22 protein-coding genes and 1 pseudogene are annotated in these 24,493 nt (G+C 67.2%); 16 read left to right on the top strand and 7 right to left on the bottom strand.

The window, feature by feature from the left end; all coding sequences use genetic code 11:
* Window positions 1-68: 68 nt before the first annotated feature.
* The 4 genes from mtnA to MLE43_RS02610 all read right to left on the bottom strand — a co-directional run bounded on the left by mtnA (window position 69) and on the right by MLE43_RS02610 (window position 4,783).
* Window positions 69-1,058 carry an S-methyl-5-thioribose-1-phosphate isomerase gene (gene mtnA / locus MLE43_RS02625; RefSeq protein WP_243301427.1) on the bottom strand — a complete coding sequence of 330 codons (990 nt, stop codon included), beginning with the start codon at window positions 1,056-1,058 and terminating at the stop codon, window positions 69-71.
* Window positions 1,058-1,705, bottom strand: a complete 648-nt coding sequence (locus MLE43_RS02620) for a class II aldolase/adducin family protein (RefSeq protein WP_243301425.1) — start codon at window positions 1,703-1,705, stop codon at window positions 1,058-1,060. Before MLE43_RS02620 ends, mtnA begins: the two co-directional genes overlap by 1 nt.
* Before the next feature lie 21 nt (window positions 1,706-1,726).
* The gene (locus tag MLE43_RS02615) at window positions 1,727-2,605 is read right to left on the bottom strand and encodes a tetratricopeptide repeat protein (protein ID WP_243301424.1); all 879 of its coding nucleotides are present in this window, start codon (window positions 2,603-2,605) and stop codon (window positions 1,727-1,729) included.
* Between the two features lie 144 nt (window positions 2,606-2,749).
* Window positions 2,750-4,783 carry an SPFH domain-containing protein gene (locus MLE43_RS02610; protein ID WP_243301423.1) on the bottom strand — a complete coding sequence of 678 codons (2,034 nt, stop codon included), beginning with the start codon at window positions 4,781-4,783 and terminating at the stop codon, window positions 2,750-2,752.
* Between the two features lie 210 nt (window positions 4,784-4,993).
* Here MLE43_RS02610 and MLE43_RS02605 point away from each other — a divergent pair, with 210 nt between their 5' ends.
* The 4 genes from MLE43_RS02605 to MLE43_RS02590 all read left to right on the top strand — a co-directional run bounded on the left by MLE43_RS02605 (window position 4,994) and on the right by MLE43_RS02590 (window position 10,539).
* On the top strand, window positions 4,994-6,634 hold the full coding sequence (locus MLE43_RS02605) for a BamA/TamA family outer membrane protein (RefSeq protein ID WP_243301422.1): 1,641 nt from the start codon (window positions 4,994-4,996) through the stop codon (window positions 6,632-6,634).
* 38 nt (window positions 6,635-6,672) lie between these two features.
* The gene (locus tag MLE43_RS02600; RefSeq protein WP_243301421.1) at window positions 6,673-7,308 is read left to right on the top strand and encodes a hypothetical protein; all 636 of its coding nucleotides are present in this window, start codon (window positions 6,673-6,675) and stop codon (window positions 7,306-7,308) included.
* A gap of 76 nt (window positions 7,309-7,384) precedes the next feature.
* Window positions 7,385-9,595 carry a butyrate kinase gene (gene buk, locus MLE43_RS02595; protein ID WP_243301420.1) on the top strand — a complete coding sequence of 737 codons (2,211 nt, stop codon included), beginning with the start codon at window positions 7,385-7,387 and terminating at the stop codon, window positions 9,593-9,595.
* Window positions 9,596-9,708: 113 nt separating this feature from the next.
* On the top strand, window positions 9,709-10,539 hold the full coding sequence (locus MLE43_RS02590) for a hypothetical protein (protein ID WP_243301416.1): 831 nt from the start codon (window positions 9,709-9,711) through the stop codon (window positions 10,537-10,539).
* A 6-nt stretch (window positions 10,540-10,545) separates the two neighbouring features.
* Here the strand turns inward: MLE43_RS02590 and MLE43_RS02585 are convergent, their stop codons facing one another.
* Window positions 10,546-11,448: a phosphate acyltransferase gene (locus tag MLE43_RS02585; RefSeq protein WP_243301415.1), complete on the bottom strand. Its 903-nt coding sequence runs from the start codon at window positions 11,446-11,448 to the stop codon at window positions 10,546-10,548.
* 61 nt (window positions 11,449-11,509) lie between these two features.
* Here MLE43_RS02585 and MLE43_RS02580 point away from each other — a divergent pair, with 61 nt between their 5' ends.
* Genes MLE43_RS02580 through MLE43_RS02570 form a run of 3 tightly spaced genes read left to right on the top strand, consistent with a single transcriptional unit; the run spans window position 11,510 to window position 13,097 of the window.
* Window positions 11,510-11,866 carry a TfoX/Sxy family protein gene (locus tag MLE43_RS02580; RefSeq protein ID WP_243301414.1) on the top strand — a complete coding sequence of 119 codons (357 nt, stop codon included), beginning with the start codon at window positions 11,510-11,512 and terminating at the stop codon, window positions 11,864-11,866.
* Window positions 11,867-11,871: 5 nt separating this feature from the next.
* On the top strand, window positions 11,872-12,393 hold the full coding sequence (locus tag MLE43_RS02575) for a GNAT family N-acetyltransferase (protein ID WP_243301413.1): 522 nt from the start codon (window positions 11,872-11,874) through the stop codon (window positions 12,391-12,393).
* Window positions 12,390-13,097, top strand: coding sequence for a 16S rRNA (uracil(1498)-N(3))-methyltransferase (locus MLE43_RS02570; RefSeq protein WP_275975994.1), 708 nt, complete (start codon window positions 12,390-12,392; stop codon window positions 13,095-13,097). Before MLE43_RS02575 ends, MLE43_RS02570 begins: the two co-directional genes overlap by 4 nt.
* On the opposite strand, the gene ilvA is transcribed toward MLE43_RS02570, so the two are convergent.
* Complete coding sequence (ilvA, locus tag MLE43_RS02565; RefSeq protein ID WP_243301412.1) at window positions 13,094-14,632, bottom strand: threonine ammonia-lyase, biosynthetic; 1,539 nt, start codon at window positions 14,630-14,632, stop codon at window positions 13,094-13,096. The genes MLE43_RS02570 and ilvA overlap by 4 nt on opposite strands.
* Before the next feature lie 286 nt (window positions 14,633-14,918).
* Here ilvA and MLE43_RS02560 point away from each other — a divergent pair, with 286 nt between their 5' ends.
* From MLE43_RS02560 to MLE43_RS02530, 8 genes and pseudogenes are all read left to right on the top strand, one after another.
* Window positions 14,919-18,143: a S41 family peptidase gene (locus MLE43_RS02560; RefSeq protein WP_243301411.1), complete on the top strand. Its 3,225-nt coding sequence runs from the start codon at window positions 14,919-14,921 to the stop codon at window positions 18,141-18,143.
* Window positions 18,144-18,349: 206 nt separating this feature from the next.
* Window positions 18,350-18,958, top strand: a complete 609-nt coding sequence (locus tag MLE43_RS02555) for a hypothetical protein (protein WP_243301410.1) — start codon at window positions 18,350-18,352, stop codon at window positions 18,956-18,958.
* Between the two features lie 139 nt (window positions 18,959-19,097).
* Window positions 19,098-19,469: a cupin domain-containing protein gene (locus tag MLE43_RS02550; protein WP_243301409.1), complete on the top strand. Its 372-nt coding sequence runs from the start codon at window positions 19,098-19,100 to the stop codon at window positions 19,467-19,469.
* A gap of 444 nt (window positions 19,470-19,913) precedes the next feature.
* Window positions 19,914-20,411: a TspO/MBR family protein gene (locus tag MLE43_RS02545; RefSeq protein WP_243301408.1), complete on the top strand. Its 498-nt coding sequence runs from the start codon at window positions 19,914-19,916 to the stop codon at window positions 20,409-20,411.
* Window positions 20,412-20,507: 96 nt separating this feature from the next.
* On the top strand, window positions 20,508-21,083 hold the full coding sequence (locus tag MLE43_RS02540; protein ID WP_243301404.1) for a PAS domain-containing protein: 576 nt from the start codon (window positions 20,508-20,510) through the stop codon (window positions 21,081-21,083).
* A gap of 100 nt (window positions 21,084-21,183) precedes the next feature.
* Window positions 21,184-21,605: pseudogene (locus MLE43_RS15035) on the top strand (PaaI family thioesterase).
* Window positions 21,606-21,636: 31 nt separating this feature from the next.
* On the top strand, window positions 21,637-21,867 hold the full coding sequence (locus tag MLE43_RS15030; protein ID WP_420843152.1) for a cysteine-rich CWC family protein: 231 nt from the start codon (window positions 21,637-21,639) through the stop codon (window positions 21,865-21,867).
* Window positions 21,868-22,036: 169 nt separating this feature from the next.
* Window positions 22,037-22,522, top strand: coding sequence for a phospholipase D-like domain-containing protein (locus MLE43_RS02530; RefSeq protein WP_243301399.1), 486 nt, complete (start codon window positions 22,037-22,039; stop codon window positions 22,520-22,522).
* Between the two features lie 31 nt (window positions 22,523-22,553).
* Here MLE43_RS02530 and MLE43_RS02525 read toward each other — a convergent pair whose 3' ends face one another.
* Window positions 22,554-23,702, bottom strand: coding sequence for a M29 family metallopeptidase (locus MLE43_RS02525; protein WP_243301398.1), 1,149 nt, complete (start codon window positions 23,700-23,702; stop codon window positions 22,554-22,556).
* A 55-nt stretch (window positions 23,703-23,757) separates the two neighbouring features.
* Here MLE43_RS02525 and mtgA point away from each other — a divergent pair, with 55 nt between their 5' ends.
* Window positions 23,758-24,486, top strand: a complete 729-nt coding sequence (gene mtgA, locus MLE43_RS02520; RefSeq protein WP_243301397.1) for a monofunctional biosynthetic peptidoglycan transglycosylase — start codon at window positions 23,758-23,760, stop codon at window positions 24,484-24,486.
* Window positions 24,487-24,493 lie beyond the last annotated feature (7 nt).

Here is a 24,493-nt window from a genome sequence, read left to right as displayed (position 1 = left end):
AAGCGGCACTAGGGTCTGTTTCCAAGGTGGATGCGAGCCGCGGCCGCGCCCCACCTTGAAAACGGACCCTAGCCCTTCGTGAGCGCGCCTGCCTTCAGCTGGGCCCCGCTGTACACGCCGCGATCCAGCACCAGGCTGGTGACGAGGTCCACGGGCGTGATGTCGAAGCTGGGGTTCCAGGCCGGCATGGCCTCGGGGGCCCAGCGCCAGGCGCCATAGCCGCGGACCTCGGTGGGGTCCCGCAGCTCGATGGGGATGGCCGCGCCGTTCGGGCAGGCCAGGTCCACGGTGGAGAAGGGGGCCACGGGGTGGAACGGCACGCCGTGGTACCGCGCCTGCACCGCGACGCCATAGGTGCCCACCTTGTTGGCGAAGTCGCCGTTGGCGGCCACGCGGTCCGAGCCCACCAGCACACGCTGCACCCTGCCGTCGCGCAGCAGCAGGGCTGCCATGCTGTCCGTGATGAGCGTCGAGGGGATGCCCAGCTTCCGCAGCTCCCAGGCTGTGAGGCGGCCGCCCTGCAGCAGGGGCCGGGTCTCGTCCGCATAGACATGGATGCGCTTGCCCTGCTCATGCGCGCGTCGGATGACGCCGAGCGCTGTGCCGATACCCGCGGTGGCGAGGCCGCCCGTGTTGCAGTGGGTGAGGATACCTTCGCCGTCCTGGATGAGCGCCGCGCCGTGCTGGGCCATGCCTTCGCAGAGGCGGACATCCTCCTCGAAGATGGCCTGGGCCTCGGCCACGGGGTCGGTGGCGCCCTTCATGCGGTCCATGGCCCACATGAGGTTCACGGCCGTGGGCCGGGCCGCGCGCAGGGCCGCGCAGGCGGCGGCATACTCCGAGGCGGATGCGCCCCGGTGCGCGAAGGTGGCCAGGCTGGCCGCAGCCGCCACGCCGATGAGCGGCGCGCCGCGTACGGCCAAGCGCTTGATGAGGGCGATCATCACCTCCGGGGCACTCCCATCGAGCCAGACTTCAGCATCGGGAAGCTGAGTCTGATCGAGCACCCAGAGCGTGCGGCCGTCGTGGCGGAGGCCGAGGGATTCGAAAGGCTGCATCAGATGATCCTGGGGCCGAGTTTGGCCCGAAGCGCGCGCAATTCCTGAAGGTCGGAGGCCGCCAAAGGCCTGGCGCCGCCCAGGGCCTCGGCCTTCCACAGGATCTGGGCCACCTGCTCCAGGCGCTCCAGGCCGCCCACGGCCTCGTCCAGGGACTCGCCCCAGCAGAGGCCCCCGTGGCGGGCCAGGATCATCAGGCGGTGTGCGGGCAGGAAGGGCAGGAGGTTCGCGCCCATGGCCTCCGTGCCGGGGATGGCCATGGGCACGATGGGGATGCGGCCCGCGGCGAGGATCACTTCCGGGAGGCCCTCCGAAGGCAGTTCCCCCAGTTCGGGGCGTGCCAGGGACCAGGCGATGGCCGTGGGTGGGTGGGCGTGCACGACGGCCTTGGCCTCGGGCACAGCGCGATAGATGGCCAGGTGCATGGCCCGCTCGCTGCTGGGGCGACCCGCAAGGACCTCACCCTCCAGCGTGAGGTGGGCCAGATCTTCCAGCCTCACCTTGGCCTTGGGTACGCCACTGGGGGTCATGGCGAGGAGGCCGTTGGGCAGGCGCACGGACAGGTTGCCGTCCGACGCCGCCAGCAGGCCGCCCGCGTGCAGGCGGCGGCAGCCGTCGAGGAGATCGTGGAGCAGCGCGTCGGCCATGGGACCAGTGTAGAGGAATCCTCAGCGTTTCTTGGCGGTGGTAGCTTTCCTGGGCTCGGGCAGGGCCGCATAGCGCTCTGCTTGGCGCAGGTTCTCCGCGAGTACGGGATCGTCAGGGCGGAGCGCGAGGGCTGCGCGGAAATCGTCCCGGCTCTCTTTGTACCGCTTCAGTTCGAAGCGGGCCCGGCCCCGATTGAAGAGGGCCTCGAGCTGATTGGGCTCCAGGGCCAGGGCCTTGTCCATCGCCTCACAGGCCTCAGCCCAGGCCTTCTCCTCGTTGAGGCAGCGGCCCAGATTGTTCCAGGCGAAGGCGATCTTCGGATCCTTGGCCACGGCGGCGCGGAGGGCGGGCTCGGCCTCGGTCAGGCGCCCCAGGCGGGCGAGAGCCTCGCCCCTCCAGGCCAGCCCCAGGGCCTCCTCGGGGCGCTTCTGCAGGAACTCGTCGGCGAAGGAGAGCAAGGCATTCCAGTCCTGGGCCAGTCGGGCCTCGGCGCAGGCGTTGGGAAAGCCATCCTGGTAGCCGAGCCGGCCGTTTTCCCCGTGGGCCTGGGCCGATTCGGCATGGCGCCCCAACTGACTCAGAGCCTGGGCCCGATAGAGCCGGTAGGTGGCCAGGCGGGGGCCGGTTTTCGCCTCCAGCTGAGGCTGCAGGGCTTCGCAGACAGCCACGAGCCGTTCCCAGCGCTGGCTCCGGTTGAGAGCCTGGATCCACCACTCGTAGTACTTGCCGCGGGTGGCCGGGGGCACGGACTCGAACCAGTCGGCCAGCCCAGCCCAGTTTTTCCCTTTGATCAGGGCGTCCATCGCGGGCGGCAGCCCATCTCCCATGGTGATGGCCAGGGGCTGGGACTGGACCTGGGGTGCTGGGGCAGGGGCCTGGAAGGGGAGGAAGGCGATCATGGGAGCACCCGTGGAAGAAAGGCATTGAAACCGGCTGATCGTGGAAAGCTGGTCGTACAGCCACTGTTACGAGGAGGTCGGGTGGAATCAACCTAGCATGCGACCGGGACGGCGGAAGCCGCCCCGGCCGCATGCACGTGTCTGCTACCTGGTGAGGTTCTGCCGCAGGGTCGCCTTCAGCGCTTCGGCCTCGGGATTGGCCGCGGTGGGCACGACGCCCGCCAGCTGCCCGGCCTTTTCGCTGAGCAGGAGGCCCAGGAGGCTCTCGATGAGGCTGCCGCCGCCCTTGTCGCCGCCGCCCATGTGGATCTTGGGGACCACATCCACCTGGGACTTCTCGATGGCCTCGGCAAAGCGGTTCATGACCTGCTGCACCAGCTGGAACTGGGGACCGCCGTAGGCGCGGACCTGCTCTTCGATGGCCATGGCCTGGGCGATGCCGACACGCGCCGCCTGCTCGGCCTGGGCCTCGGCCATGACCTTGATGCGCTTGGCCTCGCCTTCGCCCATGAGGCGCACCTTCTCCGCCTCGGCGCCCGCGAGCGTCTGGATCTGCGCCGCCTGCTGCTGGGCCTTGGCATACTCGGCCTTGCCCTGGTTGCTCTGCACCTCGATGCCGATGGCGGATTCCGTCAGCAGGGTCTGCTGCTTGGCCCGGGCCTCGGCCTCGCGGAGCTCACGTTCCTTCACCGCGGCGCTCTGCTGGCGGCCGTAGGTCTCCACCTGCTCGTCGGCGATCTGGCGGCTGCGGAGCTGGACGAGGATCTGCTCGATCTGCCCGCCGGGCGCGCCGCTGGTGGGCGTGCCGATGAGGACCTCCTGGAGTTCCAGGTTGTACTGGGAGAACTTCTCCTTCATCTGGACGCCGCTCTGCTCCTGGATGGCGCTGCGGTCCTGGATGAGCTGGATGAGGGTGCGGGTCTGGCCGATGTTCTTGAAGTAGGCGCTGACCATGGGGTCGAGGGTCTGCTCCACCAGCTTTTTGATGTCGCCGAAGCGCTGGATGACCAGGGGCGCCTTGCGGTAGTCGATGTGGACGACCACCGAGAGGGGCAGGCTGGGCTCGAAGGCGTCCTTGGTGATGAGGCTCACCTCGGTCAGGTTCTCGTCGAACTTGTGGCTGCCCACCTCGCCCTTCGTCCACTTCAGGATGAAGTTCGTGGTCGGCACCATGAGCACCTTGCCGGCGTAGGTGTTGAAGGCGTACTTGCCGGGCAGGAGCGGGTCGCTCCACACGCCGCGGGTGCCCTTGGCCACCAGCTCGCCATGGCGGTATTCCTGGCCGCTGATGTCCGTGCCCACTTCGCCGGTGTAGCTCACCACCACACCCACGGTGCCCACTTCCACGACGGTCTTGGGGATCAGCTCCACCGTGGCGAAGAGGCGGTTGATGTAGTAGGTGCCTTCCACCAGCACCTGGTACTGGCGCCCGCGTTGGCCGCCCGCCACCAGGAACTTGTCCGCGTCCTGGAAGTTGTTGTGGTAGGTCGAGGCCTGGTGGGGATCCTCGCCCACGGTGGAGGCGATGATCTCGCCGCTGGCCAGGGAAGGGCCGTCATGCACGGTCACGATGCCCACGGCGTCGTCCGTGCCCTTGATGATCACCGGGCGCCAACCGGCCCGCTCGGTGATGATGGCGCTCATCTTCTGGAAGGTCTCCAGCTCGCCGGGATCCAGGGGGAGGTAGAAGAGCCGGTCCTCGGTGAGCACCACGAACTGCACCAGGTTGATGGCGTAGATGCCCTCGCGCAGGATCTGGCGCTGGGGGCCCTTTTCGCCGCCGCCCTGGATGAAGGCCACCACATCCTGGAAGTCCGCACCGTGGGCATTGCTGGCCAGGGCCTGGGAGGGCGGCAGGTCATGGCCGTCGCGCGCGAAGATGTAGCCGATCTTGCCCTGGGGGATGGTCACCAGGGGCATCTTGTGGATGCGGTACTGGAAGGGCGTGAGCAGGTGCCAACCACCACGCAGGAGCTGGGGCTGGTAGCCGGCCTCGCCATTGAGGGCGATGAGGCCGGTCTTGACCGAGCCCTTCCGGCTGATGAGCTTCTCGACGATGCCCACGCGGTTGTTGGGGATGTAGCGGATCCACTTGCTGAGGAGGATCCCAGTGAAGGCGGCGGCGAGAAAAGCCAGCAGGCTCAGGCCGGGGTTGGCGGATAGCCAGGTGAGGTCCATGAGGACTCCAGGGGACGGGTTTTGAGGAGTGTACCGTTCCGGGGCGCCGTCCCGCCCGGGTTCCGGGGTTCGTCCGCGGTCCCGCGCCCGCACGCCTGGAGGGGTGGGCAACTGGGATCCGACGCGGAAAGAACCATACGAAGGCTCGAATCATAGGCGGGTCCGGCGGCTGCGCCGTGACGGACATCACCATTCCGCCTAGGCTGGAGCATGGAGATCTTCCCGGAAAGAGGGCACGGCCAGGGCAGCGCGGTGTGGCTCCCCGTCTTTCTGGCAGGTTCCCTCCTCGCCGCCCAGGTCCCGCCCACCTGGGAGGAACTGGAGGCCCGGCAGGCGCGCATCGCGGGCATCGACCTCCGCATCGGCGATGTCTTCGACCCCGAGCTGCCCCAGGAGAACCACTGGATCGGCCGCATGGCGAATGCCCTGCACATCCAGACCCGCGAACAGGTGGTGCGCCGGGAGCTCCTCTTCAAGCTGGGCGACCCCGTGAACGCCCGGCTGATCCATGAGACTGAACGGAACCTGCGGACCTTCCGCTTTTTCAAGGACGCCCAGATCGATCCGCAGGTGGACGAGGCCGGGGCGGTCCACGCCGTGGTCCGCACCCGGGATGCCTGGACCCTGAAGGGGAGCGCCGGGTTCACCCAGGTGGGCGGCCAGCGGGATTTCGGCTTTTCCCTCCACGAAGCCAACCTCCTGGGCTTCGGCAAGGACCTGATCCTGGCCCACGAGAAGACCCCCGAGCGGTCCATCGACACCGTGCAGTACCGGGACCGCCAGATCCTCGGTACCCAGTGGACCCTGGACTCCCGCTACCAGGTGCTCTCCGATGGGAAGACACGCTTCCTGGAGTTGGCGAAACCCTACCGTGGGCTGGAGACGCCCTGGTCCATGACCTTCCAGGCCTGGTCTTCGGAGGCCATCGAATCGGTCTACAACCTGGAGCAGACCGCCTATACCTTCCCCTCTCGGCAGGAGAGCGCCCTCGCCGAGGGGTCCATGACCACGGCCGTGCTGGATGGGCGGGCCTTGCGGCTGGGGGGTGGCCTGGACCTGAGGCAGTCACGGTATGGCCCGATCCAGACCCTCGCCGCCGGGAGCCTGCCCGCCCCCTGGCTGCAGGACCGCCTGTTGCGGGGCCTGCATGGTTCATGGAGCCTGTTCGAGGACCGGTTCCGGACCTTCAGGGATCTTGCGGGCATGACCCACTCCGAGGACTACAACCTCGGGTGGGAGGCGAACCTCAGCGTGGGGTCCTACCTGCGGGCCATGGGAAGCAGCGTCAGCGCACCCTTCTTCCGGTTCAGCGCGGCCAAGGGGTGGACGCCGGGGGCCGATTCCCTCCTCCTGCTCCGGGCCAAGGGGGCGGCCCGGCATGAAACCGACGGCTGGCAGGCCGCCTCCCTGAATCTCAGCGTGACCGCCTATCACCAGGGCTTCCGCTCCCAGACCCAGGCGGCCTACCTGCAGGTGGATGCAGTCCACCGGCCGGAGCCCGAGTCCTACCTCTACCTGGGCGGGCTGGAGGGTCTGCGGGGGTACGGGAACCACCTGCTGCTGGGCGATCGACGGTGGCTGGCCTCGCTCGAGGAGCGCCTCAACACCTCTTATGACTGGCTGGGCATCCTGCGGCTCGGGTTCGTGGTGTACGCCGATGGCGGCGCCATCCACCGGAGCGACACGGGGCGCTGGAGCCGCACCTACGCGGACGTGGGCGGCGGCTTGCGCCTGGGCAACCTGAAGAGCTCGGTCGGCCGGGTGTTCCTGCTCACCATCGCCTATCCCCTGGTCCGGGATCCCGGCACGGAACACCATCAGTTCGTCATCAGCGACCTCGTGAAATTCTGACCGGAAGGTGGCTCCCGGGCTCCGGGTAGCCTTGTCGGATGGATGACTGGCTCGATCGGATCCGTGAGCAGCGGGGAACCCTGGTGGCGGCGGCCCTCATCGGGGTCCTGGGGCTCTGGTGGTGGGGCGGTCGCGCCAGGCCCCAGCCGGCGGGAATCCTCGCCCCGGAGGACCCCGTGCAGACCTCGCCGGAAGCCGCGACGGCCTGGACCTTCCACGACCACCTCCTCACGCCGCTGGCGGCCTTCGAGATCCGCGCGCGGGTGCTGAGCGTGGAACGCTACCGGTTCGACCGGCCCGCGGAGCTGTCGCCGGTGGACTTGACCCTGGGGTGGGGTCCCATGTCCGATTCGCGGGTCCTCGAGGCCTTCACCATCGAGCAGCGGGACCGCTGGTACTTCTGGCGGGCGGCCCACATGCCCATTCCGGAAGCCGAGGTCATCAGCCACAGCGCCAACATGCACATGATCCCCGCGGACGAAGGCATCGCCCGGCGCTTGAAGGCGGCCCGGGTGGGACAGCTGGTGCACCTGAAGGGCCAGCTGGTGAGGGCCGACGGAAAGGATGGCTGGCACTGGGTCAGCAGCCTGAGCCGGACGGATACCGGGGATGGCTCCTGCGAGGTGATCTGGGTGCAGTCGGCCACGGTCGCAGACCGGCCGCCCGATATGTGACCAACCGATCGGATAAATAGAATCCGCCGCCTGCTAGACTCAGCGCCGTAAGGCTTTCCAAGCCCCGCGGAGCCCCATGTTTGACATCGAAGCGTCCCTCGACAGCCGACTGCTGGCCGTACCCCGGAACCGGCCCACGGTGGTGTTCCCCGAGGCCCTGGATCCTCGCACGCTCGAAGCCGCCTGCTTTCTGGGCCGCTTCATCCGGCCGGTCTTCCTGGCGCCGGAGGCCGAGGTCCGGGCCGTGGCCGCCCAGCGGCTGGCGCACCTGGGGGCGGACCGGGTGGCCTACACCCTGTCCGAGAGCGCCTTCGTGGATCCGCTCTCCCGGCCCGACCTGGTGGAGTCCTTCGCCACGGCCTGCGTGGCCTTCAGCCGGGGGCAGGGGCGATCCATGGGCCAGGAGGAGGCTCGGAGGCTGGTGTCCGAGCCCGGCCGCTTCGGCATCTGGGCGGTGAAGCTGGGGCACGCCGACATGGTGGTGGGCGGCGCCATCCACGAGCCCAAGGCCTTCTTCCGGCCCATGGTGGACATCCTGGCCCAGCGCAGCGTCACCTGCGAGGCGGGTGTGTTCGTGCTGCCGGACGAGCATCCCGAAGAGGTCTACCCCCACAACATCGTGGTCTTCGGGGACGTGGGCGTGAACGCCAGCATGACGCCCCGCACCCTGGCGGAGGTGGCCGTGGGCACCTGTGCCGTGGCCCGGGACCTCATCCCCGAGGAGGTGCTGCCCGAGATCCGCTGCGCCATGGTGTCCTACTCGAACCGCGGCAGCGACGAGGGCCCCTCCCCGGAGCTGGTGCGGCAGGCGGCGGACCTGGTGCCGGACATCCTCGCGGAGCGCATCGCCCACAGCCCCCGGTACGCCAGCATCCAGATCCGGGGCGAGGTGAAGGTCAGCGTGGCGCTCTCGCGCCGCTCGGCGGGCCTCTACCACTCGGACGGGCTGCCCTGGGAAGGCGTGCCCAACGTGATCGTCTGCCCCAATCTGGACATGGGCAACCTGCTCTACCACCTCTATGCCACGCGCTTCCCGGAGGCCAAGAAGTTCCCCGTGATGTTCGGCCTCTGGTTCCAGGGCGTGGACCTCCCCATGGACTGCACGCCCGAGGACATCCGTCTGGCCCTGAAGGCGTCGCTCATGCGGCTGCACGCCTACGGCGAGTGGAAGCGCACCCCCAAGGACACCTTCTTCCGGCGGCACCGGGTGCTGGTGCTGAATCCCGGCTCCACCTCCACCAAGACCTCGATCTTCGAGGGGGACGAGGAGCGGTTCACCGAGGAGCTCCAGCACTCCGCCGAAGACCTGAAGGCCTTCGAGGGCAAGCCGATCACCGAACAGTTCACCTTCCGCAAGGAGGCCGTGCTGCGGTTCCTGGCGGGCCGGAGCCTCGCCTTGGCCGACCTCGATGCCGTAGCCGGGCGCGGCGGCCTGCTGCGGCCCATCCCCCACGGCACCTGGAAGGTGGGGCCGGCCATGCTGGCGGATCTGAAGGCCGGGGGCCGCGGTGAGCACGCCTCGAACCTCGGCGCCCTCATCGCCGCCGAGCTGGTGGCGGGGACGGACAAGCCGGCCTACATCGTGGATCCCGTGGTGGTGGACGAGGCCGATCCCAAGGTCAAAATCTCCGGACTGAAGGAGCTGCCCCGCCGGGTCATCAGCCACGCCCTCAACCAGATCGCCACGGCCCGCCGCTACGCCGAGGAGCACGAGACCTTCTACGAGCGCGTCAATGTCATCGTGGCCCACATGGGGGGCGGCATCACCGTGGGCGCCCACCGCAAGGGCCGCTACATCGACGTGAACAACGGGCTGGACGGCGAGGGGCCATTCTCGCCCCAGCGCACGGGCACCCTGCCTGCGGGCCAGCTCATCGACCTCTGCTTCTCCGGCAAGTACACCAAGGCCGAACTGAAGCTGAAGAACAAGGGGCGGGGCGGCGTCATCGATCTGCTGGGCACCTCCGACATGCGGGAAGTCGAGCGCCGCGTCGAGGCCGGAGACGCCGAGGCCACGCTGGTTTATGACGCCATGACCTACCAGATCGCCAAGGCCATCACGGCCCTGGTGCCCGCCTTCGAGGGGGCGTCCATCGATGCCATCCTGCTCACCGGCGGCATGGCCCGCTCGCCCAAGCTCGTGGCGGAACTGACCCGCCTCACCGCGGCCCTGGGCTGCCCCGTGAAGGTCTACCCCGGCGAGAACGAGATGGCGGCCCTGGCCAAAGGCGCGCTGCGCGTCCTGTCGGGACGGGAAGGGGCCAAGGACTATCCGCCTGCGATTTGAAGAAACCGATAAATTGCGGGATGGGTCCTAGGAATCTGTGATCTGGGTTGGAGATCCGCCTAGAATGGGCCATCCCGTTCTAGGTTCCACATTCCATGCTTCCCGGGGGCCCCTTGAGCCGCAGCCGACACTTTGTCCTGATTCTGCCCACCCTCCTCGCCAGCCTCGGAGCGCTGACCGGGTCGGTCTCCCTGCGCGCCCAGGCCCCGGTGGCCAGCCGCGATCCCAAGGGCGTCCTCGCCCAGGCACGGGCCGCCTACTACAACCTGTCGTCGCGGGGGTACCAGCAGTACCGTTTCCAGGCCAAGCCGGACTGGGCGGTCATGCTTGGGGACCAGGCGAAGACCAACCCCGCGGGCTACGAGGCCGCGCTGGCCATCTTCGCGAAGCTGCGCTTCGATGTCGTGGTGGACGCGCATGGCCAGGCGAAGATCTCGCACAACGAGGTGGATGCTCCCAACGAACAGACCCGGGCCGGCTTGACGCAGGTCTACGGCGGGATGGATCAGATGCTCACGGGGTTCTTCCAGACCTGGACCCCCTTCATGATCGAGACCCCGTTCTCCAACATCGGCAGCGACCTGAAGGTCGAGAGCATCGGCGCCCAGTACCGCATCCGGTGGACGGAAGCCGGGAACACCCAGGTGGATATCCTGGCGGACCGGACCTTTGCCGTCACGGAGATGAAGGTCAGCACCCCGGCCTTCGATTCCACCATCCGCCCGGTCTTCCACCAGGCGCCGGGTGGGCTGGTCCTGGTCAGCTACGAGGCTGAATACAGGGAGAAGGCGCCTGCGGTCCCGATCCGCATCGCGGTTCTGATCAGGAACCAGCCGGTCCAGGGTCTCCTGGTGCCCTCGGACCTGGACCTCACGGCCTGGATCGGAGACAGCAAGAACCACATCGTCATGGCCTTCATCGAGGCCAGCCTGCAGAAGAAGTAGGGGATCTCAGGCCAGGAGCGCCGCCAGGGCGATGGAGCTGAGCTTGGTCTTGGCGCTGTCGCCGCGGCTGCTGAGGACGCAGGGGACCTTGGCGCCGGCCACGACAGCCGCGATCTCGGCGCCGCCCAGCTTGGTGCCGGCCTTGTAGAAGGTGTTGCCGGCCTCCAGGTTGGGGAAGAGCAGGCAGTCGGCATCGCCGGCCACGGGGCCGGTCATGTTCTTGATGCGGGCGGACTCGGGGTCGATGGCGCCGTCCAGCGCCATGGGGCCGTCCACCAGGGCGCCCTTGATCTGGCCACGGTCGGCCATCTTCGAGAGCAGGGCGGCCTCGGCGCTGGCCCGCATCTTCGGCTGCACCTGTTCCGAGGCCGCCAGCACGGCGACCTTCGGCGTCTCGATGCCCAGGGCCCGGGCCGTCTTCACCAGGTAGCCCAGGATGGCCACCTTCTCGTGAAGCTCAGGTTCCGGGATCACGGCCACATCGCCGGCGATCATGAGCTTGGCGTGGCCGGGATGCTCCATCACGGTCACGTGGCTGAGGATGGCGCCGGGCTCGAGCAGGCCCTGGTCCTTGTTGAGGATGGCCTTCATGTAGAGCTCGGTGCTCAGCAGACCCTTCATCAGCAGGTCCGCCTCGCCGAAGCGCACCATGGCCACGGCCTTGGCGGCGGCCTCCGTGGCCGTGGCCGCGTGGACCATACGGAACCGCTCCTTCGGCATGCCGTGATCCTGGCAGACCTTCACCATGACGGGCTCGTCGCCGACGAGGATGGCCTCCACCAGGCCCGCCTCCACGGCGGCGTTCACGGCCTCCAGCGTGTGGGCGTCGTTGGCCCAGGCCACCACCAGCCGCTTGTGGGGGCGGTCCTTCACGGCGCGGAGCAGGTCGTCGAGGGTATTGATCCGCATGGGGGATCCTGTGAAAACGCCGGGCGCCCCGGCGGTACCGCGAGGAGAGTACCATGGCACCATGGCCGTTTCCGTGAGCTTCCGCACATACCTCCAGGAGCAGATGGGGCAGATCCGCCCGGTGACCAGCCGACCCATGTTCGGCGGTCTCTGTTTCTTCGCCGAGGGCCGGGCCTTCGCCCTGGTGGCCGGGGACACGCTCTACTTCAAGGTGGACGATACGAACCGCCCTGATTTCGAGGCCGCCGGCATGGGCCCCTTCCTGCCTTTCGGGGATCCCGCCAAGCCGATGGGGTACTACGAGCTGCCCGCCGAGGTGCTGGAGGACCCGGACCAGCTCGCGGTCTGGATGGCCAAGGCCATCGCCGTGGCCGCCCGCGCCAAATCGAAAGTACGTTCCAATCCCAAACGAAAGTAGCGCCCATGTCTGCCTTCAGCATCCGTCCCGCCACATCAGCTGATGCCGCCATCGTCGCGGATCTCGGTGCCCGCACCTTCCGCGAGACCTTCGAGCAGCACGTCTCCGGCCCGGACCTGGAGGCTTTTCTGGCGGCCGCCTATGGCGAGGCCATCCAGCGCGCGGGACTGGCCGATCCCGCCCGGCCCGCCCGGATCCTGGAGGTCGAGGGCGTACCCACGGGCTTCCTCCAGCTGCGCCTGGGCCACCGGGAGCCCGGCGTCCCCGGCGAACGCCCGGTCGAACTGCAGCGCATCTATGTGCTGCGCACGGCCCAGGGGGGCGGCCGCGGCGCGGCCCTGATGGCGGAGGCGCTGGAGATGGCGCGGGCCTGGGGCGCGGACGTCCTCTGGCTGGGCGTGTGGGAGAACAACCTCAAGGCCCTGGCCTTCTACGCCAGGAGCGGCTTCCGCGAAGTGGGCGACCACATCTTCCAGGTGGGGGACCAGGTCGACCGCGACCTGATCCTGGCGAAGGACCTGCTTTGAACCTCGTGCTACTGCTGGCGGAGGACCTGACGGCGCCGGATCAGGCCCGGCTCACGGGCCGGCGTCTGGCCCATGTCCGCGAGGTCCATCGCGCCGCCGTGGGTGACGAGCTGGCCGTGGGCCTGCTGGACGGAAAGATGGGCTGTGGCCGAGTGCTGCGCCTCGACGACGAGGCCCTGGAACTGGCTCTGACGCTGGATCAGGCGCCGCCGCCCAAGCTGCCGCTGACGCTGCTCATCGCCGTACCCCGTCCCAAGGTGCTGAACCGCGTGGTGGCCGCTGCCGCCAGCCTCGGCGCCGCCCGCATCGTGCTGCTGAACGCCTGGAAGGTGGAGAAGGCCTACTGGGCCAGCCCGAAAATGAAGGCCGAGAACCTGCGCGAGCAGCTGCTCCTGGGCCTGGAGCAGGCCAAGGACACGGTGCTGCCGGAGCTGCGCCTGGCGCGGCTCTTCCGCCCCTTCGTGGAGGACGAGCTGCCCGGCCTGCTGGCGGGCGGCACCGGCCTCATGGCCCATCCCGGCACCGGCGCCGCGCAGCCGAAGGTGCTGGTGGCTCCCGTCACCCTCGCCATCGGCCCCGAGGGCGGCTGGGTCGAAGCCGAGGTCCAGAGCCTCCTGAAGGCCGGCCTGCAGCCGCTCGACCTCGGTCCCCGCATCCTCCGCACCGAGACAGCCCTGGCGGCCCTGGTGGGGAAGCTGTTCTAGCCCAGGAACAGCCGGTACGCCGGGTTCTCCCCCTCATCCACGAACTGGTAGCCCAGGTCCACCAGGAAGGCCTGGAAGGCGGCCTGATCCTGTGGGGGCACCTGGATGCCCGCCAGGACGCGGCCGTAGTCGGCGCCGTGGTTGCGGTAGTGGAAGAGGGAGATGTTCCAGCCACGGCTCATGCGCTCCAGGAAGCGGAGCAGGGCGCCCGGGCGTTCGGGAAACTCGAAGCGGTAGAGCCGCTCGTGGGTCGCCGCGGGGGCGTGGCCGCCCACCAGGTGGCGGACGTGGAGCTTGGCCATCTCGTTGTCGCTCAGGTCCTGGGCTTCCAGTCCCTCGGCCCGCAGGCGGGCGAGCAGGGGTTCGAGTTCCGAGCGGTCCGCCATCTGCAGGCCCACGAAGATGTGCGCCCGCTCCGGGTCTGCCAGCCGGTAGTTGAACTCGGTGATGGCGCGGGCACCGATGAGTTCGCAGAAAGCCTTGAAGCTGCCGGGCCGCTCGGGGATGGTGACGGCGAGGATGGCCTCCCGCTTCTCACCCAGTTCGGCCTGCTCCGCCACGAAGCGCAGGTTGTCGAAGTTGGCGTTGGCTCCGGAGAGGATGGCCACGAGGTTTCCCGCCGCCGGGTCGGCGCCCTGGCGGGCCGCCCAGGCCTTGAGCCCCGCCAGCGCCAGGGCGCCCGCGGGTTCCAGGATGGAGCGGGTCTCCTCGAAGACATCCTTGATGGCGGCGCAGATCTCGTCGGTGTTCACCAGCACCATCTCGTCCACATACTGCCGGCAGAGCTCGAAGGGCATGGCGCCCACCTGGCTGACGGCCACGCCGTCCGCGAACAGGCCCACGCGCTCCAGCCGCACCCGGTGGCCTGCCGCCAGGGAGCGGGTCATGGCGTCCGCATCCACGGGCTCCACGCCGATGATCTTGATCCCGGGCCGGAGCCGCTTGAGGTAGGCGGCGATGCCCGCGATGAGGCCGCCGCCGCCCACCGGGACGAAGACCGCCCGCAGCCCCCGGGGCATCTGGCGCAGCAGCTCCAGGCCGATGGTGCCCTGGCCCGCGATCACCTCGGGATCGTCGTAGGGATGGATGTAGACCTTGCCTTCGGCGGCCATGAGGGCCTGGGAATGGGCGTAGGCTTCGTCGAAGGAATCCCCGTGGAGGACCACCCGCGCCCCCAGGCGACGCACCGCGTCCACCTTGATGCGGGGCGTGGTCACGGGCATGACGATCACCGCGTCGCAGCCCAGCTTGCGGGCCGCCAGGGCCACGCCCTGCGCGTGATTGCCGGCCGAGGCGGCGATGACGCCCTGGGCCCGCTGGCCCGGTTCGAGCTGGGCGATCTTGTTGTAGGCGCCGCGGAGCTTGAAGGAGAACACGGGCTGGAGGTCCTCCCGCTTCAGCCACACGGGGCAGCCCACCCGGCTGGAGAGGCGCGGCGCCGCCTCCAAAGGCGACTCGATGGCCACGTCGTAGACCAGGGCCGTGAGGATCCGCTCGAGGAGATCCTGGGGAGGCTGGACCGTGTCTGGGCTCATGGGTGCTCCGGGATAAAGAAGAACCCCCCGACCTTGCGGTGCGGGGGGCTTGGAATCGTGGATCGGATCCGGCCTATGCCCCCTCGCGCGACCGAATAATCGCGATGGCGGCGGGAATGAGGGCGAAACCGGCGTGGGACATGGGAAGCCTGTTGGAACTTCAACCTATCACCAGTTTCCAGGCGCCACAAGGCGATTCGAGGTGGCCACCCCGGTCCGGCCCGGATTGGATTCCATACTCATCGCTAAACGAGGTATAGTGACCCACCGTTCACCGGAGTCTTTGATGCGCTTTCGTGCTTCCGCCGTGCTTCTCGTGGCCTGCGCCCTGGTGGCCCAGGACCGCGCCCCCCGCTTCATCAGCTCGCCGGATGTGCATGGCGATCGCGTCGTGTTCACCTGGGAAAGCGACCTCTGGCTCGGCTCCCTCAAGGGCGGCGCGGCCCGGCGCCTGACGACGCATCCCGGCCTGGAGACCGCGGCCCGCTTCAGCCCCGATGGCAAGTGGATCGCCTTCAGCGCCCAGTACGACGGGGCCACCGAGGCCTATGTCATGCCGGCCGAGGGCGGCACGCCGAAGCGCCTCACCTGGGGCGGGTACGCCTCCGTGCAGGGCTGGACGCCGGACAGCCGCCAGGTGGTGGTCAAGGCCCTCGGCGGATATGATCGCCGCGCCATCGAGCGGCTCTTCACCGTGGACCTGGACGGGCACGAACCCACCGCCCTCGCGGTTCCGCGGGCCGTCCAGGGCACGCTGTCGCCGGATGGCCAGCGCCTGGCCTACAGCTCCAAGGGGCATGTCGAGTACTACTGGAAACGCTACAAGGGCGGCCTGCACCAGGACCTCTGGCTGGCGGACCTGAAGACCGGCGGCTTCACGAAGCTGACGGACTACGTGGGCCGCAACGGCGCCCCCATCTGGGCGAACGGCAAGGTGCTCTTCGAATCCGACCGCGGCGCCAACGGCATCACCAACCTCTACGCCGTGGATCCCGCCACCAAGGCGGTGGAGCAGCTGACGGACCTCAAGGACTTCGATGTGCAGCAGCCCTGCACGGACGGCCGTACGGTCGTCTTCGTGCAGGGTGGCCATCTCCAGGCCCTCGACCTGACCACGAAGGCCGTCCACGCCGTCCCCGTCACCACCGCCAGCGACGGCTGGAAGGTGGCGCCCCATCCCGTGAACCCCAAGGAGTGGATCCAGGCCATGAGCCTGACGGGCCAGACCGCCGTCTTCGAGGCCCGGGGCGAAGTCTTCCTCCTGCCCACGGACGCGACGAAGCCCGCGAAGAACCTCACGCAGACGCCGGGCGTGCGCGAGCGCTTCCCGCGCCTGTCCCCGGACGGCAAGCGCGTGGCCTACTTCAGCGATGCCAGCGGCGACTACGACCTGTATGTCCAGCCTGCGGAGGGCGGCGCGGCGGAGCGCGTTCCCACGGGCCTCAAGACCGCCCTCTACCACCTGGAGTGGAGCCCGGATGGCACGAAGGTCCTCTTCGGTGACAAGAGCTTCGCCATCTATGTCATGGACGTGGCCACGAAGAAGCTCACCAAGGTGGACGAGTTCCACGACCTGAAGAACGACCAGTTCACCTGGGAAGTGAGCGACTACGCCTGGGCGCCGGACTCCCAGTGGGTGGCCTACTCGGTGGTGGAGCCCAGCCGCAACGGCCGCATCTACCTCTTCAACCTTGCCACGAAGCAGAAGGTGGCCCTCACGGACGGGTTCTACGACTGCGTGAACCCCACCTTCGACCAGGACGGCAGCACCCTCTACTTCCTGAGCTACAGCAACTTCCATACGAGGCTCGACCCCAGCCAGGACAACCACATCCAGTCCGCGCCCGTGCAGGTCATGGCGGTGAAGCTGAAGGCCGGTGAGGACAAGGCGTCGGTCCTGTCATCGCTCTCGTCCGCCTCGGCCTTCCGCATCGATGTGGCGGGCCTGTCCGACCGCATCGCGCCCCTGCCGGTGAAGCCCGGCAACCTGTTCCACCTCAAGGCCGGTCGTGGCCTCGTGGGCTGGGACGAGGTCGAGGGCTGGGATGACAGCGTGGTGGAAGAGTTCTACGCGCCCCGCGGCGCCGACAAGTGGAAGCTGCACCTCTACGATGCCACCGCCAAGAAGGACAAGGAGGTGGTGCTGACCGACGCCATCAGCGAGTGGACCTTCGATGCCGAGGGCCGGCGCCTGCTTCTCCGCAAGGGGCCGAACTTCCACGTGGGTGAGGCCGCGGCCGTGTTCGCCTCCAAGGCCCTCCCCGAGAAGCTGGACCTGGAGCGGATGATCATGACCGCCGACCCCCGGGCCGAGTGGAAGCAGATCTTCGAGGACACCTGGCGCTGGTACCGGGACTTCTTCTACGACGTGAACATGAACGGCAGCGACTGGGCCGCCATCGGCGCCAAGTACCGCGCCTGGCTCCCCGAGCTGAACTCCCGCCAGGAACTGAACTGGCTGCTGAGCCAGATGGTGGGCGAGCTGTGCGTGAGCCACACCTATGTGTCGGGCGGCGACCTGGGACCGGCGAAGCTGGCCCCGAGCCCGGTCTATCCGGGATTCCTCGGCGCCGACTACAAGGCCGAGAACGGCGTCTACCGCTTCGCCAAGGTCTATGGCCCCACGGCCTACGCCCGCGACCTCAAGGCACCGCTGGCCGATCCCGCGCCCAAGGTGAAGGAAGGCGACTACCTGCTGGCCATCGACGGCAGGCCCCTCAAGGCGCCTGAGGCCATCGAGGCGCGCCTCCAGGTCATCAAGGGCCAGAAGGTCACGCTGACGGTGAACGCGAAGCCCACCCTGGACGGGGCCCGCACCATCGAGGTCGAGCCCGTCCCCAATGAGGGGCCCCTGCGCTACGAGCGCTGGGTGGCCGACAACATCGCCGCCGTGGACAAGGCCTCCAACGGCCAGCTGGGCTACATGCACCTCACGGCCATGGGCGACCAGAACATCGGCCAGTTCGACAAGTACTGGCGCGCCTTCCGCTACAAGAAGGGCATCGTCATCGATGTGCGCGGCAACGGCGGCGGCTGGACCGAGTTCTTCATGATCGACAAGCTGGAACGCAAGCAGGTCGGCTTCAACGTGCTGCGCGGCATGGGCCCCTTCCGCTACCCCGGCACGGCCAGCGACGGTCGCTACGTCTTCCTCACCAACGAGCAGAACGGCAGCGACGGCGAGGCCTTCCTCGAGCACGTGAAGGCCCGCAAGCTGGGCCCCATCGTGGGCGTGCCCAGCTGGGGCGGCCTGGTGGGCATCATCAACACCCAGCTCACCCTGGATGGCGGCCGCGTGGAGCAGAGCAACAACGGCTTCTACGGCCGGGAAGGGAAGTGGTGGGTGGAGAACCACGGCGCCGACCCCGACCTCACCGTGGAGAACGATCCCGCCAGCCTCCTGCAGGGCCATGACCGCCAGCTCGAAGTGGGCATCGAGACCCTGCTGAAGCAGCTCAAGGAGAACCCCACGCCGAGTTTCCCGGCGGTGCCGGCCTACCCGAAGCGGTAGGCCGTTCGGACTGAAACAGGAGTCACCATCAGGTTTCTGTATGTCTCGCGTATCAGCGCAGCTGATGCCGAGAAGGCACCAAGAAAAGACAAAGCCAGCTGCTGATGGACGAGGATGGACGGTGGTGGGAGAGTGGTCCCATCACCGTCTTCTTCGTTCGTTACCATCTAAGGGTAGTTAGGCATCCAATTTGCGAGGCCAACCGCATGCTCACAGAAATCAAGGACATTGTTCTTACATGCGGCGCACTTGTCGGCATCTACGTTGCCATTCGAGGGCTGAACACCTGGAATCGCCAGTTACGCGGAACGAGTGAATACGATTTAGCACGGCGAGTTCTACGAGCGGTATACCGTCACCGCGACGCACTCAAAAATGTCAGGAACCCCGCCGTATGGGTAAATGAACAGCCTCAACCTCCAGACGAGGAGGCGAAGAAAATGAACTTTCAGCAACTCGATTTTTATGGAATGTCTGGTGCCTATCAGAAGCGCTGGGATCGTGTTACTGAGGTTCGAACCGATCTCCAAGCGGAACTCATCGAAGCAGAGGTGCTTTGGGGAAAGGCACTCAATGTCCTATGCGACTCAATATTCAAGCTAGAACGAGAGTTGTTTCTTGCCCTGCGTAACTACATCACAATCATTAACCCAGCGACAGAACCCGAGACCAAGAAGGCTTACATTGAAATTAAGAGAATGAAACGAGATATTCTTTACGAAATATCCGAAGGTGAACCTGATGAATATGCACAAGATCTTACTTCGGCTATCACAGCGATCGAAAACTATCTCAAACCACATTTGCGCCGCTAATGCCTAACCTCTCGCTCTACTCGGCCCCCGCCTGCATTGCCTTCCGCTCTCTCTCAGCTTCCCGCTTTCCTCGACTTCGCTCAGCGTCTCGGTACAGGCGTGGCCGCTTAGATTCCTTCGCTAGTCCGCAGGAGTTCCTGTGTCGAATCCCATCTCCCCAAAGTCCGTGGCCCTGTCGCTTACGGAGCAATGGTCTCCTCGTGTGATTGGCGAAGTCGATGACTCGTTCGTCAAAGTCGCCAAGGTCCATGGTTCGCTGGCCTGGCATAGCCATGAGAACGAAGATGAATTGTTCTATGTGCTTCAAGGCCATCTGCGCATCGAAATGGAGGATCGTTCAGTCGAACTGAGCGAAGGGGAACTGTTTGTTGTCCCAAAAGGTGTACGCCACAACCCGATTGCTGAGGAAGTGTGCTACCTGATGCTCTTTGAGCGCAAAGCCACGTTACATACCGGGGATGTAGAGACTGAGAAGACGCGCTCAATCGCGGAGCAACTTCGACCACTCTGATGCCCTAACATTGCCGCGGCCCAACCCTCCGCTCAACTCGGCCCCCACCTGCTTTGTCTTCCGCTTTCTTTCAGCACCTCGCTCCCTCGGTTTCGCTCGTCGCTTTGACATCGGCAGGTCCAATTGGCCTCATTCGTTTGGCCCCACCCTTCGAGGTGCCCCATGGATCACGGAAAACTCGTGGAAAAGCGTGGTGAAGAACCCGCCTTCCTTCCGGGGCATGTCGGCGAATCGTGGCAACGCGTCGATTTTGGATTGGGGGCCTCGACCATCCAGTCCTCGCCGGAAGTCCAAGACGCGCTCCCTCCCCAGACCCGCCATTGGGGGCGAATGGTGGCCTATGCGGTCTTCGGGGGCCTGGTCACACTCGTCCTGGTGACGCTTGTCCGCAGCCTTCTCCACTAGCCGCCCATGAGGTTTGGCCTGGGTGCCCCCGGAAGACCAATGACTCTTCATCCCGCATCCAAACAAATCCTCGGCCTCCTCGGGTGGCTATGCATCTGCTTCGCCGCTGCGGCGCTGGGTGCACTGGCCTCCGTGCAGGCAGGTGCCTTCTATCAGTCACTTGCCCGTCCCCATTGGGCGCCCCCTGGGTGGCTGTTTGGACCCGTCTGGACGGTTCTCTACATCCTCATGGCCATTTCGGCTTGGCTTGTCTGGAGAGAGAGGGGCTTTCGAAAGGCCGGCGGCGCCCTCTCTCTGTTTCTTTTCCAGCTGTCCGTGAATGCCTTGTGGACCTGGCTGTTCTTCGTCTGGCACCGGGGCGGTCTCGCCTTGGCTGAAATCCTCTTGCTGTGGCTGCTGATCCTTGCCACCGCCAGGATGTTCTGGCGTCATAGCCGTGTGGCCGGAGCTTTGCTGCTCCCTTATTGGGCCTGGGTCTCTTTCGCCTCCGCGTTCACCTGGGCCGTATGGAGAGGCAACCTCCACGCCCTCACCTGAGGTCCCATCCACGCTGGGCGGAAAGCGGGCCTGATGGCCCTCGAATGGTAAAATCATCGTCTTCCGAAACGACTGGCGAATGGGAGGTTTCCAGGGATGGTGCAAACACCCTCACAAATCGCCTTGCGCGTCGTCAACCACATCTCTGCGATGGTGGCCTACTGGGACAGTCAGCAAAGGTGCGTGTTCTCGAACGATGCCTACCTCGAATGGTTCGGGAAGACGCCCCAGCAAATGGTCGGGATGACGCTGAAGGAGCTGCTCGGGCCGCTCTATGAAAAGAACCTCCCCCACATCCTTGCGGCACTCAAAGGGGAGAAGCAGGTGTTCGAGCGGCGGATTCCCCTGCCTCAGGGTGGCCACCGGGATACCATCGCCACCTATACGCCGGACATCCTGGATGGGCGTGTCCTTGGTTTTTCGGTCCTCGTGGCCGACGTCACCCTCCTTCGCGAGCGTGAAGCCGCACTGGAATCGGCCTTAAGGGAGAAGGACGAGATCCTCGTCCAGGTCAGGGAGTTGACCGGGCTGCTGCCGGTTTGCGCCTGGTGCCGGCGAATCAAAGATGACGATGGCTACTGGTCCCAATTTGAGGAATATGTGAAGAGCCACTCGAAAGCGGATTTCACGCACGGGATCTGCCCCGATTGCAGGGCGAAGCAGAAACGATAAGCCAACGCCGCGTGGCATCCCTCAGGCCCGACCCGCCGATCGGCCCGGACCTCCCTGCATCGCTTTCCGCCTGCCTCTCTTCGCGACCAACCCCATGCCGATGACCAACCTCCAAGACCGAGTCGCCACCAGCTTCCGGGCCCAGGGCCTGATGGCCACCCTCGGGGCGGAGCTGGTCCGGGTGTCGAAGGGCGAGGTGCACATCGCACTGCCCTTTTCGGAAGGGCTGTCCCAGCAGCACGGGTACATGCATGCGGGCGCCATCACCAGCATCCTCGACAGCGCCTGCGGCTATGCGGCCCTGACGAAGGCCCCGCCGGGCTGCGAGGTCGTCACCGCCGAGTTCAAGATCAACCTCCTGCGGCCGGCCCTCGGCGACCGCTTCCTGGCCATCGGGCGGGTCCAGAACGCAGGCCGGTCTCTCACGGTCTGCACGGGCGAGGTCCAGGCTTTCTCCGCGACGGGGGGTGCCCCAAGGTGGTCGCGCTCATGCAGGCCACCATCGCCACCCTGCGCCCATGACGCCGCGGCTCCTGATCCCATCGGATTTTCCATGTCCACCGACTACCACCGCCTGACGACCGCCCAGAGGCAGACCTGCCCGCTCTGCGGCGGGCCGAACGGGTGCGTGCCTTCCGCCTGCGGCCGCACCGACACCCCTTGCTGGTGCACCACCGTCACCTTCAATCCGGCCTCGCTGGCCCTGGTTCCGGACGAACTTCGGAACGTGGTCTGCCTCTGCCGTCGCTGTGCCGAGGCGCCCCCGGCGGATGGGCGGCTCTGACCGGCCCCGCCAAAGAGCAGGACCGGAGATGGACAGGGGTGGATCCCGGTGGGATAGTGCTGCCGCCATCTCTCGTGGCTTTTTTGCATCACATGCCGAGTTCCGGCCAGGCTTGCAGGCCAGCGGGAGGAAACAGCCAGGCTGGGCCGCCCTGATCAGGAGGTGCGCCATGCTGAGCTTTTTCCGGTCGACCGCGACGATCCTTGCCCTTGGGCTGCTCGCCGCACCCGGGTGCAGGTCCCCGGAGGCTTCGGCGGTTCCCGAGAACCGTCCCTACGAGGAGAAACTGCAGCGGTTCTGGCCCTATGCCGAGGGAGCGGGCCAGCGGATCACCTCGAAAGCGGATGCGGTCCGCGTGGTCTCCTACGCTCTCAGCTTGAAAGGCGCCGATGCAGGGCTCTTCTCGAGCACCTCGAACTGGTCCAAGGCCCTCGGGAAGGCATTCAAGGCGATTCCCAGCGAGATGACCCAGCCCGCGGATGCCCAGCGGAAACTGCTCGAGGCGCTCTATGCGAGGGGCTACATCGACCGGGCCGGGGTGAGGGTGGCCCCCGAGATTTCACCGAAAGACCGGGCCGATCTGGTCGCTCTTTTTGCCGACCTCATCCGTGAACCGGTCCCTTCAGACCTGCTCACGGGAAGCGCCCCTGGCTGACGCGGAGTCGCTGACCAGGCGCTGAGCCGCCTCAGAACCCTACCGAATACGCCCCATCCCGCATGAGGGGCACGGTGGTTCCATCCCCCATCTGAAGATCCACGCTCACCACCTTCACATCGGGCTGGGTCTCGGGGACATAGACGCGGTCGATGTGGATGACGGCTTCGGGGCTGGAGAACTGGGCGGGCCCGACCTGGCCGCCGAAGTGGTCGCTGCGGCCGAAGGCGAGGTGGAGGCCCAGCTTCTCGTCCAGGAGGATCTCGCCGATGGGCTTCACGCCGAAGGCGGCGAGCACGCCCAGGCCCAGCTCGGCGAGGTTGCCGTAGGCGGGCTCCCTGGCCAGCAGGGCGGCCTCTTCACGGGACTTGGGACCTTCGCTGAGCACTTCCAGGGCCTGGTTGCCTTCGATGCGGTAGCGCACCACCTCGGATCCGAACTGCACGGGCATGACGCCCGCCGTGCGGCTGGGGTCGCCTGGGCGCTCACCCTCGTAGGGCACGATATAGGCTTCGCCCGAGGGCAGGTTGCCCGCCACGCCGGGCTGGGGCAGCAGGCCACCGGAGGCGTGCCCCGTGCGGTGGCGCAGGTCCACCTGCAGGTCGCAGGAGCCCGCGGGCGTGGCGAACCGGAAGGCCGCGCCTTCGGCCCGGTCCAGCAGATCCTTGAGGAGGTTCACGCGGCGGTTCACCTCGGTGTAGTCGAGGCGCAGGGCGGGGATCATGTCCTCCCGGAAGCCGGGCATGGTGGCGGCACGGATGGGGTGGGTCTTCGCGGCCAGCTTGAGGGGCGCCGTGGCGGAGAACTTCGTGAGGGCGATGAGGATCGGGTGGCCCGCGTAGAGGTCGGCGAAGCTGACGGAGGCCGCGGGATCCAGGGCTTCTACGGAAGGCAGGGGGCCGCCGCCGTGGAGCCAGACGCGCTCCGGCAGGTCGCCGTTGTTGGTGTGGACGTTGGGGTACACCGCCAGGTGCGTCTCCAGCCCCAGCTCGGCGCGGTGGGCGTTCAGCTCCGCAGCCCAGGCGGCGGCGATGGCACGCCGGGCCGCCCAGTTCGCATCGTCCGGAACCTTGGCATCCGGCAGGTCCACCAGGATCGCGAGGGCCTTCTCCTCCGGCCGGGGCTGGAACACCCGCCGCACCAGCGCCACCAGTTCCGGTCCCGTCAGGGCTTCGCTCATGCCATCCTCCGCCTGCGAGGATGCCACAGGGCGGCGGGGCTGGCATCCTGGAGGGATGGCGAAGAAGACGCGCGGCTGGGGCGGACGGATCCTGCGACTCGTGGGCTGGGCCCTGGGCCTGTTCCTGGGGCTCAGCTTCCTGCTGGTGCTGGTGTTCCGGTTCGTACCGGTGCCGGTGTCGGCGCTCATGGTGCAGCGCCGGGTGGAATCCTGGTCCAGCGACCGGTGCTACACCTCGCACCACACCTGGGTGCCCCTGGAGGACATTTCGCCCAGCCTGGGCGCGGCCGTCATCGCCGCCGAGGACCAGAACTTCCCGGACCACTTCGGCTTCGACTGGGACGCCATCGAGAAGGCCATCCAGCACAACGAGCACAGCCGGAAGAAGCGCGGCGCCTCCACGGTGTCCCAGCAGACGGCCAAGAACCTCTTCCTGTGGAACACCCGCTCCTGGGTGCGGAAGGGCGCCGAAACCTGGTTCACGCTGATGCTCGAGGTGGGCTGGTCGAAGAAGCGGATCCTGGAGGTCTACCTGAACATCGTGGAATTCGGGGATGGCGTCTACGGCGCCGAGGCCGCCGCCCGAACCTACTTCGGCAAGTCCGCCAAGCGCCTGACGCCGGGCGAGGCCGCGCTGCTCGCGGCGGTGCTGCCCAATCCCCGCAAGTTCCGCGCGAACGCCCCCAGCGAGTACATCCGCGGCCGCCAGGCCTGGATCCTCGGCCAGATGCGCCAGCTGGGCGGGGAGCAGGTGGTGAAGGAGATGGAGGCGAAAGCCTTCTAGCGGCTGG

The organism is Geothrix oryzisoli (assembly GCF_022808865.1).
In the GTDB taxonomy this organism is placed as follows: Bacteria; Acidobacteriota; Holophagae; order Holophagales; family Holophagaceae; genus Geothrix; species Geothrix oryzisoli.
This window is presented reverse-complemented; position numbering and strand designations above follow the sequence as displayed.